This is a genomic window from Aneurinibacillus uraniidurans (genome assembly GCF_028471905.1).
Taxonomy (GTDB): domain Bacteria; phylum Bacillota; class Bacilli; order Aneurinibacillales; family Aneurinibacillaceae; genus Aneurinibacillus; species Aneurinibacillus uraniidurans.
Window position 1 is genome coordinate 2,575,727 of record NZ_CP116902.1, and the last position, 17,203, is coordinate 2,592,929.

At 47.0% G+C, this 17,203-nt stretch carries 15 protein-coding genes; 6 read left to right on the plus strand and 9 right to left on the minus strand.

Features of this window, described 5'->3' with window-relative positions:
- Positions 1-59: 59 nt before the first annotated feature.
- From PO771_RS12825 to poxB, 4 genes are read left to right on the plus strand one after another with little or no spacing between them, the layout of a single operon-like run.
- Positions 60-812: a (Fe-S)-binding protein gene (locus PO771_RS12825; protein ID WP_272560090.1), complete on the plus strand. Its 753-nt coding sequence runs from the start codon at positions 60-62 to the stop codon at positions 810-812.
- Entirely contained in the window at positions 797-2,239 is a 1,443-nt protein-coding gene (locus PO771_RS12830; RefSeq protein WP_272560091.1) for a LutB/LldF family L-lactate oxidation iron-sulfur protein, read from the plus strand. The genes PO771_RS12825 and PO771_RS12830 overlap by 16 nt, the downstream gene beginning before the upstream one ends.
- Positions 2,226-2,939 (plus strand): LutC/YkgG family protein, encoded by a 714-nt coding sequence (locus PO771_RS12835; protein ID WP_272560092.1) that lies wholly within the window; start codon positions 2,226-2,228, stop codon positions 2,937-2,939. The genes PO771_RS12830 and PO771_RS12835 overlap by 14 nt, the downstream gene beginning before the upstream one ends.
- 49 nt (positions 2,940-2,988) lie before the next feature.
- Positions 2,989-4,713 carry a ubiquinone-dependent pyruvate dehydrogenase gene (gene poxB / locus PO771_RS12840; RefSeq protein WP_272560093.1) on the plus strand — a complete coding sequence of 575 codons (1,725 nt, stop codon included), beginning with the start codon at positions 2,989-2,991 and terminating at the stop codon, positions 4,711-4,713.
- A 126-nt stretch (positions 4,714-4,839) separates the two neighbouring features.
- Here poxB and PO771_RS12845 read toward each other — a convergent pair whose 3' ends face one another.
- The 8 genes from PO771_RS12845 to PO771_RS12880 all read right to left on the minus strand — a co-directional run bounded on the left by PO771_RS12845 (position 4,840) and on the right by PO771_RS12880 (position 15,199).
- Positions 4,840-7,143: a thiamine pyrophosphate-dependent enzyme gene (locus PO771_RS12845; RefSeq protein WP_272560094.1), complete on the minus strand. Its 2,304-nt coding sequence runs from the start codon at positions 7,141-7,143 to the stop codon at positions 4,840-4,842.
- Positions 7,144-7,166: 23 nt separating this feature from the next.
- Entirely contained in the window at positions 7,167-8,171 is a 1,005-nt protein-coding gene (locus PO771_RS12850) for a 2-oxoacid:acceptor oxidoreductase family protein (RefSeq protein WP_272563163.1), read from the minus strand.
- Between the two features lie 418 nt (positions 8,172-8,589).
- Positions 8,590-9,516, minus strand: coding sequence for an NAD(P)/FAD-dependent oxidoreductase (locus tag PO771_RS12855; protein WP_272560095.1), 927 nt, complete (start codon positions 9,514-9,516; stop codon positions 8,590-8,592).
- A complete protein-coding gene (locus PO771_RS12860) occupies positions 9,509-11,164 on the minus strand; it encodes a DNA repair helicase XPB (protein WP_272560096.1) in 1,656 nt (551 codons plus the stop codon). The genes PO771_RS12855 and PO771_RS12860 overlap by 8 nt, the downstream gene beginning before the upstream one ends.
- 52 nt (positions 11,165-11,216) lie before the next feature.
- The gene (locus PO771_RS12865) at positions 11,217-11,912 is read right to left on the minus strand and encodes a LysM peptidoglycan-binding domain-containing protein (protein WP_272560097.1); all 696 of its coding nucleotides are present in this window, start codon (positions 11,910-11,912) and stop codon (positions 11,217-11,219) included.
- Between the two features lie 50 nt (positions 11,913-11,962).
- On the minus strand, positions 11,963-12,562 hold the full coding sequence (locus tag PO771_RS12870) for a CPBP family intramembrane glutamic endopeptidase (RefSeq protein ID WP_272560098.1): 600 nt from the start codon (positions 12,560-12,562) through the stop codon (positions 11,963-11,965).
- Positions 12,534-14,123 carry a RecQ family ATP-dependent DNA helicase gene (locus PO771_RS12875; RefSeq protein WP_272560099.1) on the minus strand — a complete coding sequence of 530 codons (1,590 nt, stop codon included), beginning with the start codon at positions 14,121-14,123 and terminating at the stop codon, positions 12,534-12,536. The genes PO771_RS12870 and PO771_RS12875 overlap by 29 nt, the downstream gene beginning before the upstream one ends.
- Positions 14,120-15,199: a YpbB family protein gene (locus tag PO771_RS12880; RefSeq protein WP_272560100.1), complete on the minus strand. Its 1,080-nt coding sequence runs from the start codon at positions 15,197-15,199 to the stop codon at positions 14,120-14,122. The genes PO771_RS12875 and PO771_RS12880 overlap by 4 nt, the downstream gene beginning before the upstream one ends.
- A gap of 209 nt (positions 15,200-15,408) precedes the next feature.
- Here PO771_RS12880 and PO771_RS12885 point away from each other — a divergent pair, with 209 nt between their 5' ends.
- Positions 15,409-15,618, plus strand: a complete 210-nt coding sequence (locus tag PO771_RS12885; RefSeq protein WP_272560101.1) for a ferredoxin — start codon at positions 15,409-15,411, stop codon at positions 15,616-15,618.
- A gap of 385 nt (positions 15,619-16,003) precedes the next feature.
- Positions 16,004-16,861, plus strand: coding sequence for an MBL fold metallo-hydrolase (locus PO771_RS12890; RefSeq protein WP_272560102.1), 858 nt, complete (start codon positions 16,004-16,006; stop codon positions 16,859-16,861).
- Positions 16,862-16,935: 74 nt separating this feature from the next.
- Here PO771_RS12890 and PO771_RS12895 read toward each other — a convergent pair whose 3' ends face one another.
- Entirely contained in the window at positions 16,936-17,151 is a 216-nt protein-coding gene (locus PO771_RS12895; RefSeq protein ID WP_272560103.1) for an alpha/beta-type small acid-soluble spore protein, read from the minus strand.
- Positions 17,152-17,203: the final 52 nt, after the last annotated feature.

Consider the following 17,203-nt stretch of genomic DNA (forward strand, 5'->3'; position numbering starts at 1 on the left):
TGAATAAAGATGAACCGGAGGGAAATATTACGTAAAAAAGATAAGAGAGCGGTGGAAATGTGAAAGTTTCTATATTTATCACTTGTATTGTAGATGTCATGTATCCGAAAGTCGGAAAGGATATGATGGAAATCCTCCAGCGGTTGGGTTGTGAAGTAGATTTCCCTGCTGCTCAGACCTGCTGTGGACAACCTGCCTTTAATAGTGGCTATCACAAAGATACGAAAGACCTTGCAAAGCATATGATTCAAGTTTTTGAAGACTCCGATTATGTCGTTGCCCCTTCTGGATCTTGCACCTTAATGGTACATGACTATCACAATTTATTTTCTGCACCAGAAGATGAAGAATGGCGAGAAAAAGCAAAACGACTTGCGGAAAAGACGTATGAGCTTACCCAATTTATTGTTGATATCCTGGGCGTGGAAGATGTGGGGGCAGAGTTGCACGGGACAGCAACGATGCACAGGTCGTGCCACATGACTCGACTCTTGAACATTAAAGAACCCCCAACGAAACTCCTAAGTCATGTAAAAGGACTGGAAATGGTTCCCTTGCCGCATAATTATGACTGTTGCGGATTTGGGGGAACTTTTTCCGTGAAAATGGTTCCCATTTCAGAACAAATGGTTGATGAGAAAGTTCATCACATTGAAGGTACTGGTGCCAATTTATTAATTGGGGCAGATTGCAGTTGCCTAATGAATATTCAAGGACGCATGTCCCGGCTAGGGAACCAGATGCGCGTCATGCATATCGCAGAAGTTTTAAACCATCGGGAAGGCAGTGATCAAACGTGGGAATCAAAATAGGAGAAAAATCGTTTTTTCCACGTGTTGAAGAAGGTATTAAGGACGAGGGAATGCGTAAAGCAGTGAGGTCCGCGCAAGACCGGCTTCGTTCCATGAAACTCCGAGCGACTGATGAATTGGGGCATTGGGAGGATTGGCGGCTGTTAGGAGAACAGATTCGAAAACATACTGTGGAGAATTTAGATTATTACCTTTACCAATTGAGCGAAAACATTGAGAAAAATGGCGGACACGTATTTTTTGCAAAAACAGCAAAAGAAGCCCGTGAATATGTCCAAAAGGTTGTGCAGCAAAAAAAGGCAACAAAAGCCGTTAAATCGAAGTCAATGGTAACGGAAGAAATTAGCCTGAATAATGCACTAAATGAAATTGGTTGTGAAGTTTTGGAGACAGATTTAGCAGAGTTTATCCTGCAAACGGATGACCACGATGAACCTTCACACATCGTTGTACCGTGCCTGCACAAGGACAGAGAGAAGATTCGCCAAGTATTTAAAGAAAAACTCGGTTATGAAGGCACATCAAAACCGGAGGAAATGGCGGGATTTGTACGTGAACAGCTTCGTCATAAATTCTTCGAGGCGGACATTGGCATAACTGGATGTAACTTTGCTGTGGCTGAATCCGGCTCCTTCGCGATTGTGGCGAATGAAGGAAATGAACGTCTAACAACAACATTACCAAAAACACTTATTACTGTCATGGGCATGGAACGAATTGTTCCAACATGGGAGGAGCTAGATATTGTTGTTAGCCTGTTGTGCAGGAGTGCTGTAGGGCAAAAGCTGACTAGCTACATCACATTGTTTACTGAGCCAGGTGGAAGATCGACAGGAGATGGACCTGAGGAATTTCATCTAGTCATTGTCGATAATGGACGCTCCAACATGCTGGGCACGGAATTTCAAAGTACACTGCACTGCATTCGCTGCGCTTCCTGTATTAACGTCTGCCCAATCTATCGACATATAGGGGGACACGCTTATGGATCCATTTATCCAGGCCCAATCGGTGCCGTGTTAACTCCGTGGCTTGCAGATTATAAAGAGTATAAGGATCTCCCATATGCCTCGAGTTTATGCGGGGCCTGCACAGAGGCATGCCCAGTAAAAATCCCGTTACATGAATTGCTTATCAAACACCGGAGAAAAATTGTTGAGGATGAGAACTTGGCCCCCTTCCCTGAAAAGATGGCAATGATGGCCTTCACAGTCGCAGCGAAGTCTCCAAAAATGTTCCAATATGGTTCAAAATTAGCACCAACGTTATTATTCCCGTTCACCAATAAGCAAGATCACACGATTCATGAGGGGCCAGGCCCAATCAAGCCATGGACGGAGATACGAGATCTTCCTGCACCAGCTAAGGAGACTTTTCATAAATGGTATCAACGTCAGCAGGAGGAACGAACCAATGGCGATCTATAACAGAGAAGAGTTTCTAAGCAGAATCGCAGAAAAACTTGGGCGTGAGCAAAAAATAGAGTCAGTTAATCGTCCAACCTGGACAACAGCCCCTCATTTAGAGTTGTATCGAGATTTTTCCAAAGACGACCTGGTAAACATGTTCGAAACTCAATGCGATGTCATCCATACCCATTTTAAACAAACGTCAGTGGCAGAACTTCCACACCTTTTACGGGAATGTTTCGATGAACTGAATGCCCAAAAGGTTGTGATTGCAGGAGACCCGAGAATCGAAGAATATGGTTTGAATCGTTTTTTTACAAAACTAACTGAATCAGATTTTTATGTACATACATGGGAAGCGGACAAAGGGGATGAAAATATTGAGTTTGCAGCAAACGCAGATGTTGGAATTACCTTTAGTGATATTACCTTGGCTGAATCCGGAACCGTTGTTTTATTGAATGACAGTGGTGGAAAAGGGAGATCTGTTAGTTTGCTGCCGAGAACCTACATCGCCATCATACCGAAAAGTTCCTTTGTTCCGCGCATGACTCAGGCAATGCAGCAAATCCATATTAGGGTAAATGAAGGAAAGTTACTCCCTTCGTGTATTAATTTAATATCAGGCCCTAGTAATAGTGCAGATATTGAGATGAATCTCATTGTTGGTGTGCATGGGCCCGTAAGAGCAACATATATCGTTGTTTCAGACAAATGAATAGTGGCAACTGATGACAACAAAATACTTTTTATAAAAGGAGATCAGCATGGAAAAAACGATTGCAGACTCGTTGGTGGAAGTATTATTAAAAGCAGGCGTGAAAAGAGTTTATGGAATCGTTGGAGACTCTTTAAATGCTCTAATTGACTCTATTAGACGTTCAGGGGAAATCGAATGGATTCATGTTCGGCATGAGGAAGTTGCAGCATTTGCTGCTGGTTCCGATGCAGAAGTTACCGGTAGTATTGCCGTTTGTGCCGGCAGTAGTGGTCCAGGCAATCTACATTTAATTAATGGGTTGTACGATTGCCAGCGTAATCGTGTTCCTGTCCTCGCGATAGCTGCACATATCCCTAGCCATGAAATCGGCAGCAATTATTTTCAACAAACTCGACCGGAACACTTATTCAAGGATTGTAGTCATTTCTGCGAGGTCATCATGAGCCCTGGTCAAATGCCACGAACTGTTACAATGGCCATACAGAATGCGGTTTCAAATAAGGGAGTTTCTGTCGTTGTTTTACCCGGTGATATTGCCGGACTCCCTGATCCCACCCCGGTACCTGAACATGTTTACCATGTTACGAACCCAGTTGTTCATCCTTCAGACGAGGAGTTAAAGCAATTAGCATCTTATCTGAATAAAGGGAAACGTATTACACTACTTTGTGGTTCTGGATGCGCGGGTGCTCATAAACAGCTCATGCAACTCTGCGAGAAACTCCAGTCCCCTATGGTCATTGCTTTGAGAGGGAAGGAATATCTCGAGTTTGACAATCCATACTTAGTCGGGTTGACAGGACTGATCGGCTATTCCTCTGGATACCATGCCATGATGGACTGCGACGTACTGTTGATGCTAGGAACTGATTTTCCATATCGGCAATTTTACCCAGAAAAAGCCGTTATTTTGCAGGTTGACATTCAGAAGGATCATCTCGGTCGTAGAACCCCGCTAACATACGGGCTATGTGGTGATGTGAAGAATACAATTGAATCACTAATACCATTACTGACAGAGTCACATGATTCAAAACATTTGGACAAGTGTGTTTCAGCTTATGCAGAAGTGCGTAAGGATTTAGATGATCTTGCTATTGGGAACCCTGGCCGGAAACCAATTCACCCGCAATACCTTACAAAAGTAGTAAGTGATTTTGCAAATGAAGATGCAATTTTTACAGCAGATGTAGGAACACCTACTTTATGGGGGGCTAGATATTTGCAAATGAACGGGAAGAGACGATTTATTGGTTCCTTCAATCATGGAACAATGGCGAACGCTCTGCCTCAAGCAATCGGTGCGAAAGTAGCAGCACCGAATAGACAGGTCATTGCCCTGGCAGGTGATGGTGGACTGTCGATGCTAATGGGTGATCTCATCACTCTTCTACAACATAAATTACCAGTTAAAATTATCGTTTTCAATAATAGTGCACTTAGCTTCGTAGAATTAGAAATGAAAGCAGCAGGATACTTGGAGACCGGTACGGATTTAGTTGAGCAAAACTTCGCAAATATAGCAAAAGCCATTGGACTAGAAGGTTTCCGTGTAGAAAATCCCGAAGATCTCGAAGGAGTCATAAAGCAGGCCTTTACAAGCGATAAACCCGCAATAGTGGATGTCGTGGTAAATCGTCAGGAATTATCCTTGCCACCAAAAATATCATTTGAACAGGCACAGGGATTCACACTCTGGATGCTAAAAGCTGTATTGAATAATCGCGGGAATGACCTAATTGAGCTGGCAAAAACTAATTTATTCCGCTAAAGTGTCAGGCACCACCTGCGGACATTTTACCTATTTCCCCCTACACAAGGACAGCTAAATGCAATTATCAAACGCAAACTTTCTTATACGAAAAAAAGAACGGCTCAGTGGCCGCTCTTTTTATTTCTATAAATATTCATTTTCATGCTTCGCTTTCAGGCGACGCCATCTGCGTTCAACTTCCTGGCTGAATGCTTGCATCGTTGGTTCATATTCTGGCTTCGTCAAATGTTTCGTTTTACCCATCAGTGTGAGCCAGTCACCTACTTCAATACGCTTGCCTTTCGCTTCCGGGTCATGCGTAATGGTCGTAACACCGCGCTCAACTTCATACAGCGGGAAGAAGCAAGAGTTGACCGCCGCTTCGACAATGGACTGACCTTGTTCATCTGGCGATTTCCAGTTCAGCGGGCATGCGATAAGAATTTTTCCATATACAAGCCCTTCGTTCTGAGCGTACCACTGAGCTTTCGCTGCTTTTTTCAGCAGATCCTGCGGAAATGCTTCCGAACCCGTGAATACGTACGGAATGTTTGTCGCCGCCATAATCTGGGCAGTGTCTTTATGATGGAACGCCTTACCGCCCTGCTTTTTGCCGACATTCGATGTAGAAGTCATATGACCAAGCGGTGTAGAATACGACAGCTGGCTACCTGTGTTCATGTATCCTTCGTTATCGTACTCCAGGACAATCATTTTATGATTACGCAATGCCGTACCGATTGCCGGCCCCATACCGATATCCATCCCACCGTCACCTGTAACCATGACGAATGTGAAATCATCAGCTACTTCAATCTCTCCACGACGCTTACGCTCGAAGAACATCTCTACCGCACCGGACAATGTTGCTGCCCCGTTCTGGAACAAGTTGTGGATGTACGACTGCTTGTGCGAGCTGTATGGATAGCCAGTTGTAACAACCATCGCGCAGCCAGTCTGGAACAGCACGACAATGTCACCTTCAATTCCTTTAAAGAACAACTCAAGCGCTGGGAAGATTCCGCAGCCCGGACATGCGCCATGTCCCGGTGCAATCCGCTTCGGTTTTTTCGTGAGCGCACGCAGCGGCGGGATTTTCACGTTTAGCTTCCCTGTCGCTTCATCCGGCGTTACGGTAATCAGACCCGTTTTAAATGCGTCACCATGCAGCGGCTTCAATACTTTTTTCGGCACTGCATCCGGATTACCCGGTGTGTGACCATAGTAGTCAAACGGCGTTGGCGCATAGCCAAGCTCGGCTGCTTCGATTGCTAGTTGGAAAAACGCTTCTGCATCATCATGATAGAAGTCTTTACCGCCCACACCGAAGATGCGGCTAACAACGACCGTTTCATTCCCTTTCAGCTCTTGCAGGGTTGATTTCAGTTCATGCGTCAAGTTCGCGCCGTGTCCACCGTATGAATCGGCACGCTCCCCGATCATGATCGCTTTCAAGTTTTTACAAGCTTCTTGAATTTCCTGCTTCGGCCACGGACGAATCATATTCGGGCTAATAACACCCGCTTTAATGCCCTTCGCACGCAGTTGGTCCGCTACGTCCTTAGCAGATTCAGATGCTGAATTCAGTAAGAATACTGCCACTTCCGCATCTTCCATGCGGTATAAGTCAAGCACATCGTATTTGCGGCCAGAGATTTTTTCATACTCTGCTGATACCTGCTTAAATACGTCATACGCTTTATACATTGCTTCTGATTGCTGATAGTTGTTGTTGATCAAATCCGGGTCATTCATGTATGGGCCGATCGTAACCGGATTTTCCGGATCAAGCGCATGTACATACCCCGTAGGCATCTCTCCTACGAAATCTTGTACTGTTTTGCGGTCACCAAAGTACTGCACACGGCGCTTCTGGTGGGATGTGAAGAAGCCGTCGTATGCTACCATTACCGGCAGGCGCACATCTGCGTGCTCTGCTACTTTAAGCGCCATAATGTTCATGTCATATACTGCTTGCGGATCACGGGCTAGCAAAATCGGCCAACCGATATTGAGGCCGTAATACAGATCAGAATGGTCGCCGCGAATATCAAGCGGACCACTGATCGCGCGAGTAACAAGGTTTAGTACCATCGGGAATCGTGTACCAGACTGTACTGGCAGCTGCTCAAGCATATACAAAAATCCGTTCGCGCTCGTCGCATTGAATACACGTCCGCCCGCTGCTGCAGCCCCATAACACACGCCCGCCGAGCCGTGTTCACCATCCGCCGGGATCAAAACAATGTCGTGTTCGCCGCGCGTTTTCATCGCATCCAGGAATTGTGCCACCTCTGTAGACGGCGTGATTGGGAAGTATCCCATCAGGTGATAGTTAATTTGTGCCGCCGCCATCGCCGCCATCTCATTGCCTGATTCAAATGTCAGCTTTTGCTCCGGCATAATCTCATTCAGCTTTGCTTTTTCTTTATCGTAATCGATCGCCATGCGTAATTCTCCCCTCTTTTGGTTTAGTTTTCAGCCAAAATGAATTTGTGCGGCACACGGTTGTCTTCCGCATAGCCGATTTCTTCACGCATATTCGTAAGTGCTTCAACAGGACAAGCCTGCACGCATTTTAGACAGCCCTTGCAATATTGATAATCGATGCCCGAAAGAAACATCTGCGGGCGACCTTTCTTATCCGTTCCTTCTTCCCAAACGAAGCAATAATCCGGGCAAACTGTGTCACAAGCAGCACAATGAATGCATTTGCTTTCGTGATATTCCGGCAGGAAGCCCTGACGACTGCCGCTTAAGTCTTTTAAGATGCTGTTACCTGGATTCACAACCACACCGCCGATTGGCTGTGTCGCATAACCGAGCGCTGGCTCCGGACGAACGAACGCTTTACCTAGCGACCCTTCCGGTACCTCATATGTTTTAAACTGTACTTCATTATAGCCGCGATCAAATGTCCGAATATTCGGCTCAACGAAGTGCGGGTATTTTTTCTCGAATGTTTTGCGGATAACCGCACGCATCGCATCCGGGTCTAGGAAATCACAGATGCGGAATAGAGCACCGAGCATCGCTGTGTTTACTTTGGTTTTTTCTTCCACCGCAATCCCGAGCGCATCTACAATCGCCAGCGTGCCGTATTCAAGGTGCAGGTCGCTGCGAACTTCATCAAACTCACGCGTGGAGTTTACCAGCACGATCCCGTGTGCATCAAGACCAGATACTACATCAATCGTCTTATACAACGCCTCATGGAATACACCGACCACATGCGGGCGTTCAATCGGGCTTGCCGCACGAATCTGCATCTGCGGGTCAGCAAAACGGACGAACGCTTTTACAGGTGAACCTTTTTTCTCCGAACCATAGGATGAGAAGTTCATCCCGTTCAGTCCAAGACCGAGCACTCCGGCTTCTGCCAGCATTTTGCCTGCCAGGTTAGCGCCGAGACCCCCGATTGACTCCAGACGAATTTCATAAAAGCCCAGTTCATTTTTCTTTGGAAGCAATGACATCATTTTTCCTCCCTGTATTCATCTAGTAAAACAGCCGCTTCAATTCTATGAAACACTCGCTTATCTTTATTACTCCAAATAAGCTTGCTGGTTATTAGCAAAATTACGAATCCTCTTACACCAGTTCATTATCATGATTATAACAGCACACTTTTATAACAACAACAGTTTTTTACCCATTTTTCTAGAAATTTTATAAAAACGCTTACTTCATTGATTTTATAGGTATATCCCTACTATAATCCGACAAAAACCACCAAGAAACAGATGTAGTACAATTAAAAATAAAAAACTAATACAGATTTTATTTATCCCTATTAACATATTGTTTACTTGACAAAAAAAAAGAGCCCGATCCCTCGGACTCTGCATAAATCCTACACTTTTGATTTGTGTAATATAACAAGTGAAAGCAGTTTTAAAACAGATTTCTGTTATCATCCTGCAAGCTTTTATGAATCCAGATCGCCGACTGTGCTCCGTCACCAATCGCCACCGTTAGCAATTGAGAATGCACCGCTACATCGCCTGCCGCCCATACACCTGGTACATTCGTTTCTTTTGTACGGCCATCTACCGGAATATGGCCGTTTTCATGCCGCGTTACCCCAAGCATCTGGGCTAGATCAGACTCTACATGCGTGCCGCCAAAAGCCACAAATCCTTTCTCCGCCTCAATCCGCGTCCCATCTGCCAGCTCAACAGCAGACAAATCTTCTTTATTTTGCGCATGTACCGCTTGAATTTTCCCTTCATATATGCGAATCCCTGCCTGTTCACAACGACTGCGCCACTCCGCAGAAATCGGCTTCGCAACCGGCTCATGATTGATATAAATCAGCCGGTCTGTCCAGTAATGCAGCGTACAGGCAAGCGCCGCTCCCGCGTCTCCCGCTCCAAGGATGGCACAAATATGCCCCCGCACTTCATAGCCATCGCAATCCGGACACAAATAAATCGCACTCCCAAGCACATCATACAAACCTTCAATCTCTTGAGGCAAGCAATCTGTAAGACCAGTGCTTAAAAGTACACGCTGCGCTTGTACCGTCCGTCCATCTTCTGTTTGCAGTTCAAAACATCCATCACTCAGACGATGCGCTTCTGTCACCCGTTCATTCACAAGTTCTACTGTTTCATATTTCTGTATCTGTCTATGTCCGGTCTCCCGTAGATACGGACCGCTTACGCCACTCTCAAACCCGATGATATTGCTGTATTTTTTCGCCAGTACAGATCGTCCACCGTCCGTATCGAACACAACTACCCGATGCATGTAGCGCCCAAGCTGAATCGCTGCTTGTAATCCTGCAATTCCTCCACCAACAATCGCACACTCATACATTCACATCTACCCCTTTCACTTCATAGCGATAGCCCTGCTCGACAAGAAACATCTGACGCTTCCATGCATACGTTTCCTCTTTAGATTCAGCGGATACAAGTGAGTAAAAACAGGCCCCACGCCCATCCTTCTTCGGGCGTAGCACACGCCCAAGTCGCTGAGCCTCTTCCTGACGCGAGCCAAATGTACCGGATACTTGTACAGCCACGCTAGCATCGGGCAAATCAATCGCAAAATTTGCAACCCGCGAGACGACCAGACGATTAATCTCCCCCCGACGGAAGCGACCATACAATTCGTCCCGTTCCAAGTGCGGTGTTTTTCCAGTAATAAGCGGAACAGCCAGTTCCTGTGCCAGCCGTTCGAGCTGAGATACGTAGTGACCAATGATTAGGACCGGATCATTCGGATGATCGGCAAGCACATCTTTGACAACATTGACCTTGATTGGATTTTCTGCGGCAAGGCGGAATTTCTGTCGCTCATCTGCCTGCATATACTTCGTCTTCAATTCCATCGGCAGCGGTATACGAATCTCCGTACAGTGCGCTTCCGCGATATACCCCTGCTCCTCTAACTGCCGCCATGGTAATTCATATTTTTTCGGACCGATCAAACTGAATACATCCTGTTCCCGCCCGTCTTCCCGCACAAGAGTTGCCGTTAGACCAAGCCGTCGCTTCGCCTGAATGTCAGCTGTCATCCGAAAGACCGGGGCAGGAAGCAAGTGAACTTCGTCATACACAATCAAGCCCCAGTTACGCTCATGAAAGAGTGACAGATGAGGAAATTGCCCGGTGCTGCTTGCCCGGTGCGTCACCATCTGGTACGTGCTGATCGTCACAGGCCGTACCTCTTTACATTCTCCTGTATACATGCCTACTTGTTCAGGAGTAAGAGAGGTTCGGGCAACAATCTCATCCCGCCACTGCCGAACAGAAGCAGAACTGCTTGTCAGGATAAGCGTCGCCATACTGAAGCGTACCATCGCTTCAATCCCGACAATCGTTTTACCGGAACCGCATGGCAGGACAATGACGCCATTCCCGCCTGTAAGACTCCCTCCTGCATAAAAAGCATCAACCGCATCTTTCTGATACGTTCGCAGAAAGAAATCCCTTCCTTCTCTAAGCATCAGCGAAAGCGCTTCTCCATCTGCATATCCTGCCTCGTCCTGTACCGGATAGCCAAGCTTCAATAATTCCTGCTTAATGACACCACGCAGCGCCGGTGAAATCGTGACCTCCTGCTCGCTTCGCTGCTCTGTGATGAGAGCAGCAACAGACGAATAGCCTAGAATAGCACGCATCACATCTGTTGTCGCGGATGCAAGTACAAGCATATCCTGATCCTGATAAAGACGAACCTGCCCGAACCGCTCCACTGTCTGACGGATTTCCTTTTCAATATGACGCGGAACCGGATACCGAGCGTACGCCGAAAGCGCTGAGATAATCGTGCCAGCGCATAATCCGAGAGAGGCTGCGTTCCAAAGCGATAGCGGAGTAAGGCGATATGTATGAATATAGTCAGGGCTTTTGATTAGCTCAGCGAAGGGAGCAATCGCATCGCGAGCCAGACGATATTTTGGATGCTCAACTTCAAGCAGTAATGTCCGGTCTCCCTGTACGATTAACGGATTATCCATAAATGTTGCTCCTTTCTATCTCGCTGTTATTTTCCCACAAAAAGAGCCACCTTTATCCGGGTGGCATAGGAATTTTGACAATCGATCCAACAAATACGTTTTGTGTATTGTGAATGTTATTATAACGTGCCAAATAAAATTGATATTTTCCGGTGCCGTAATAACGCACAGAAAGCTTGTACAGCGTCTCTCCCGCCTGCATACGATGGCGAATAACTCGCTTCTTTTTCGAAGGAGAAGCTTGTTTTTGAACCGGCTTACTTGCCTCTGACCGGGTAACTGCAGCCGACTCCGCCACCTTGATTGGTGCTGGAGCTGGAGTGGGCGGTTTTGCTGGCATTGGTACCGGAACTGGAGCGGGCGGCTTGGCTGGCATCGGAACAGGTACGGAAGCAGGTGGCTTGGCTGGCGTTGGGACAGGTTTTGCCTGAGCTTGCGGAACAGTAACAGCCGGAGTTGAGGCCAGTTCACTCTTCCCGACAAACCACCAGAATCCGAAGCCGGCAAGCAGCGCTATGGCAATAGCTCCACTCACATAGTACGGAACAAGATTCAGCGGCTCCTTCACATGAACCGCACTGCGTGGTGGTAGCAAACCTGTACGAACAGGCTCCACAACTCCTCGCCCCTTCTCTTCCCCGTGCGGCTCAGGAGGTTGCTCGTCAGCTCCTTTCGTCTGTTCAATCAGCCTGCGCAGCTCATCAGCCTGATCGACCTCACGCTTCTGATGCGGCTGTTCATTCATCATGGTTGTCTCCTCTCCGTTCGTTTCGTTTCTATACCCTTTACATGATTCGACTATACACCTGATTTCTCCTCCATTTTATGGATGACCCATCCTTTTTTTATGAAATAACCAAGGGTCGCATCAATAAGAAAATGAGCCCAAATCGTCGTCCACACCGATCCCGTCCGAACAACCAGAGCACCGAACAGCAGGCTAATTCCGCATACGACAGCGACCATCACCCACTTCTTCCAGTAACGTACGTGGACCACCGTAAACAAGATACTCGTCCACCAGATGCCAAACTCAGGTTGTATCACAGCACGGAATAACAATTCTTCTGACACAGCAACTACAAAGCAAAGACAGATAATCTGTATACTGGACAAGTCCCGGAACAACAGCTCGTTCACACCGCCATCATCAAACATCTCCCGCGACAATGCCAGAGTGAGCCCGACCTCTACTACAATCACAAACAGAGCTGCCAGTGTACCATATAGCACAACAGACCACCAGTCAGCAGGCGCAAACGTTTCATACCATGACTTACCCGGACGAATATAAAACCAGTACAAGCCTGCAAGCCCACACAACAGCAAGATTCCTTGTGTAATATATACATTAAGCGCCAGCACACGGCTAGTCAGCCCCATTTTCCGAACATCCATGCGGTGCATCTCCTTCCACCGGCAGAAGCCAGTCAAGCTCCTCCTGCCAATTCCACTTCAACACACCACGCCTGTCTATACTCACTTCCTGTTTCCGATATGCCTCCATATCGATGCCACACTGGTCACAGCAACCTGCCAGCGCGGCATGGTGTTCTTGAGCAAAGTAACGGCCAATTTTTTCACGTCGGCAGCCCGCCTCATGCAGAAAGCGGCGCATCTCCTCTACTTTACCATACCGTTCTCCTCTGCGGCGGGCTATTGCGTCCGACACCCTCTGGTAGTTAGTGGAGATTGTATGTGATACCGCAAACACCCAGCCATCCCGACTGCGCTGTACATGCGACACTCCACCTAGCGTTTCAAGATGGTACAGCAGCACCTGTACCTGCTGTTCATTAAGCCCGTACCGCATCTGCAGATCCATTTTTTTCATCTCGATTTCTTGCCCTGCCTGTGACATAAGCGTCGTGATCCAATCCTGCATCTGCACTTCATCCGGATATTCTTCATGAATCAACTGGCGAGATAAAAGTCCATCTTCTGGCACAGACAGAAGACAAGCATATCCCGGCCTGCCATCCCGTCCGACTCGACCTGTCTCCTGCAAATACGACTCCATATCCGGTGGCATATGATAGTGTAGGACAAATCGAATGTCTGACTTGTCAATCCCCATCCCAAATGCATTCGTCGCAAATACAATCGCAAGCTCTCCATCGAGGAACTGCTGCTGCACGAGCATCCGCTCATCCGCAGCCATACCGCCATGATAAAATGCACAGCGTTCAATTCCGCGCTCCTGCGCCTGAGCAAACGCCCGCTCCGTACCATTCCGCGAGCGAAAATACACAAGTCCCGGCCCCTGAAGTTCCGCAAGCTTCGCAAACATCAACTCATTCTTCTCCTGCTCGTTATCAAGCTTAACCACATCGTAGCAGATGTTCTCCCGGTTCACAGACTGCATCTGCACACACTCAGGCGAAATCGCAAGCTGTGTGCAGATATCACGTTGTACCGGTTCCGTAGCTGTAGCGGTAAGCGCCAGTACAGTTGGGTGACCGAGACGGACGATTCGTTCCCCTAGACGCTGATAATCCGTCCGAAAATCATGCCCCCACTGTGAGATACAATGTGCTTCATCCACTACAAACAATGAGACACCAACCCTTGTCAGCTCACGGACGAACGATTCCTGCTGCAGCTTTTCAGGTGACACATACAAAATTTTGATCTGCCCTGTTACCACCTGCTGCATCTTCCACGCCTGCTCCTGCTGCGATAGAGCACTGTTGATGTATTCAGCGCCGCGAATTCCCCTCTGGCGTAACTGACGCACCTGATCCACCATTAACGAAATCAGCGGTGAAATCACGACCGTAAGCCCAGGCAGCATAAGAGCTGGAAGCTGGTAACACACGGATTTCCCACCACCTGTCGCTAATACACCGAGCACATTCTGACCCGCAAGCGTATGTCGGATAATGTCCCACTGCCCCGCCCGGAACGCTGAATAACCAAAGTACCGCTGTAACATCTCCGCTACCTTTTTTTCATTCATCTATGTTCCTCCTGCTTCGGCAGCCGGGCACACGCCAATCGAATATCGAGATAGCTGTATGCCTCCCCAAGCACACGCCGAATGTCGCCGATTTTGCGCGTACCCGTCTCGGATACAAACGCATGAATACGTGCAAGTTTCTCTGCTTTCACAAGCGAATCAAGCGGAAAAGCCGGATCTGCCAGTACAATCTCGACAATATGATCTTCCACAGTCCCCCGTTTCAGACGGCGCAGCTGGATAATCTCCTCTACAGTCCGCCCTTCTTGCAGCATCTTCTTCGTCTGATGTGCCGATTGACTCAAACCATCATCTGGCGCTTCTACAAAGCGCGATAACACCGGAAACATTTTCTGGTCGCATCTCATTACCTGCTCTGCTGCTAGTCGAATAAGATGAAGGGCAACCGCCCCATCCGCAAGATCAAGCTGCACTCCTAACTGCGCATACGTCCATCCCGCACGCGGCTTTCCGCTCAAGCGGCGCAGCAGCAGTTCGCGCTCCCACTCCACAAGTTGTTCCATCCAAGAACAAAGCTCTTGTTTCACCTGAACCCCTAATTCCAGACGGTCTGGATAGGCTCGCAGCACACGCTTCACATCGTGCTGCAGCGCCCGCTCCTCCACAACTGGATAAAAATGCGGCTCTTTGTACACAAGCTGAGACACTGTCTGCACAAGAAGTGCCGTCCGCTGCCAGAAGCGCACGGCGCGTGTTCGCTCAAACACAGACGATACAGAAGCAAGACAGGCTTCATACCCAAACTCCGCTTCTACTTGTGCAAGCTTTGCCTCACCCGCAGCAGATACATACACAGACAACCGATCTCCCTGTGGACGCACGACAAGCAGACCGCCATCTATCAGACTGTTCAACTCGCCCTGTACACTCTCCAGCGTGTGCGAACGAAATAGCCCGTACAACATGGACAGACCAAACAGCGCCGCATCCGCAATCGCCTGATTATTTTTCCGCCCACGCAAAAGATGAACAATCGCCTGCGGCGTTCTCTCTCCCGCCATACGTGCAGCAGCCAGTATATATAATCCTTCTGTAAAGGCTAAATTTTTTCCCATGTTTTCCTCTCCCGCTATCCGGGTATTTCCCCTTGATAGGGACGTCCTTTCATTATAGCGAACATTTATGGATCAGCACGTAAAAAAGCGAACACAAATACGCAGATTATTTTTGAGAACCATCTTGAAATTCGGTGCAACAATGACTACAATGAGGAATGAAGTGGACAAACTTGGTTTGTCCTAGAACCATGGAGGTGAATAGAACCATGAAAACATTTGTTGATAAAGACACTTGTATTGCTTGTGGTGCTTGTGGAGCGACTGCTCCAGACGTATTCGATTACGATGATGAAGGTCTTGCCTTCAACAAAATCGATGACAATGCAAACACTGCTGAAATTCCGGACGTTCTCCAAGACGACGTTCGTGATGCAGCTGAAGGTTGCCCAACTGATTCCATCAAAGTAGAAGAATAGAATTCTGCTTTAACGGAAGTGCGTTTACGATAATGAAAACGCAAAAAAGAGCCTGTTCGATACCTTTCGGACTGGCTCTTTTTGTATTCTTTTATGCCTATCCTCTTACCATCCTACCGATCCCTAGTTTCTCAGAAATCTTATCAAACAGATCCCCACTCCCCTAACTAGACAGTGGGGTTGTCTTATTTCCCTTCAGCTTGCGTGCAAGCGCTACACGCTACAGCGTATGCGACTATATTTCAGAATAGAACATAAAAAGGTAATTTCCTCAAAATAATCTTCTCAAAGTGGAAGTCTTCTCGGCTACAACGATAAAAACTGGATGTTTTTTAAATAGGGAATAATAACTTCTGGCATCTAAATAGCTTGAGGGGGATTGGAAATGGATAAAGAAATGAACTATGGAAGTGACTATAAATTTATTCCAGCAACTTCAATTAGAAGCGGTATGGGGATTGAGGTATTGTCTGATCTATTTTGTCACACTATCCAAATCGTAAACATCTGTTTAGTAGGGAATACGGAAACAGATGATTTTGTTTTAGTTGATGCCGGAATGCCTGAGTCTGCTAATGAAATTATTTCTGTCACCGAAGAGCGATTTGGCGCAAATAGCCGACCGAAAGCGATCATTTTGACCCATGGCCATTTTGATCATGTCGGGGGGATAATCGAATTGATCAAACAGTGGAATGTTCCGGTCTATGCCCATCAATTGGAGATGCCTTTCCTGACTGGTAAGAAAAGCTATCCAAGTCCAGACCCTACAGTTGAAGGTGGTATGGTAGCGAAAATGTCACCTTTGTTTCCTAACGAACCGATTGATTTAGGGAATAACGTACAAACGTTACCTTCTGATGGAACCGTTCCTCATATGCCAGGTTTTAAATGGATTCATACGCCAGGTCATGCTCCAGGCCATATCTCGTTATTCCGGGAAAAAGACCGGGCGTTAATCGCTGGAGATGCTTTCGTTACGGTAAAGCAGGAATACTTGTATAAAGTGTTCACTCAGGAACAGGAGATAAGTGGGCCTCCTCGCTATCTGACAACAGATTGGAGAGCTGCCAAAGAGTCAGTCATTAAACTAGAGGCGTTGCATCCTGCGGTCGCTGTTACCGGCCACGGGTTGCCGATGTCCGGTGAATTGCTAACAACAAGCCTGAAAAAACTCGTTAACGAATTTGATCAGATTGCTGTACCTGAGTACGGAAAATATGTAAATAAAGGCGTTCATTGATAATAAAAATCAGAAACCCCGCTTCTACTTTTAGGAGTCGGGGTTTGTCTTATTATGTATGTGCTGATTGGTTATTACAGTATTCTTCCACTTAGTTGTTGTTCAGCCATTTGAACAAGACGTTTTGTAATTTCTCCACCTACAGATCCATTCTGGCGTGATGTAGCATTTGGTCCAAGTGTTACACCGAACTCTGTAGCGATTTCATACTTCATTTGATCCAATGCCTGGCGTGCTTGTGGTGCAACCAGATTATTTGTGTTACGGCTTTGATTTTGTTGTTGAGGCATAGATGATTTCCTCCTATGTGGTTATTCTTGGTGTTTCGTAATCTTAAATTTC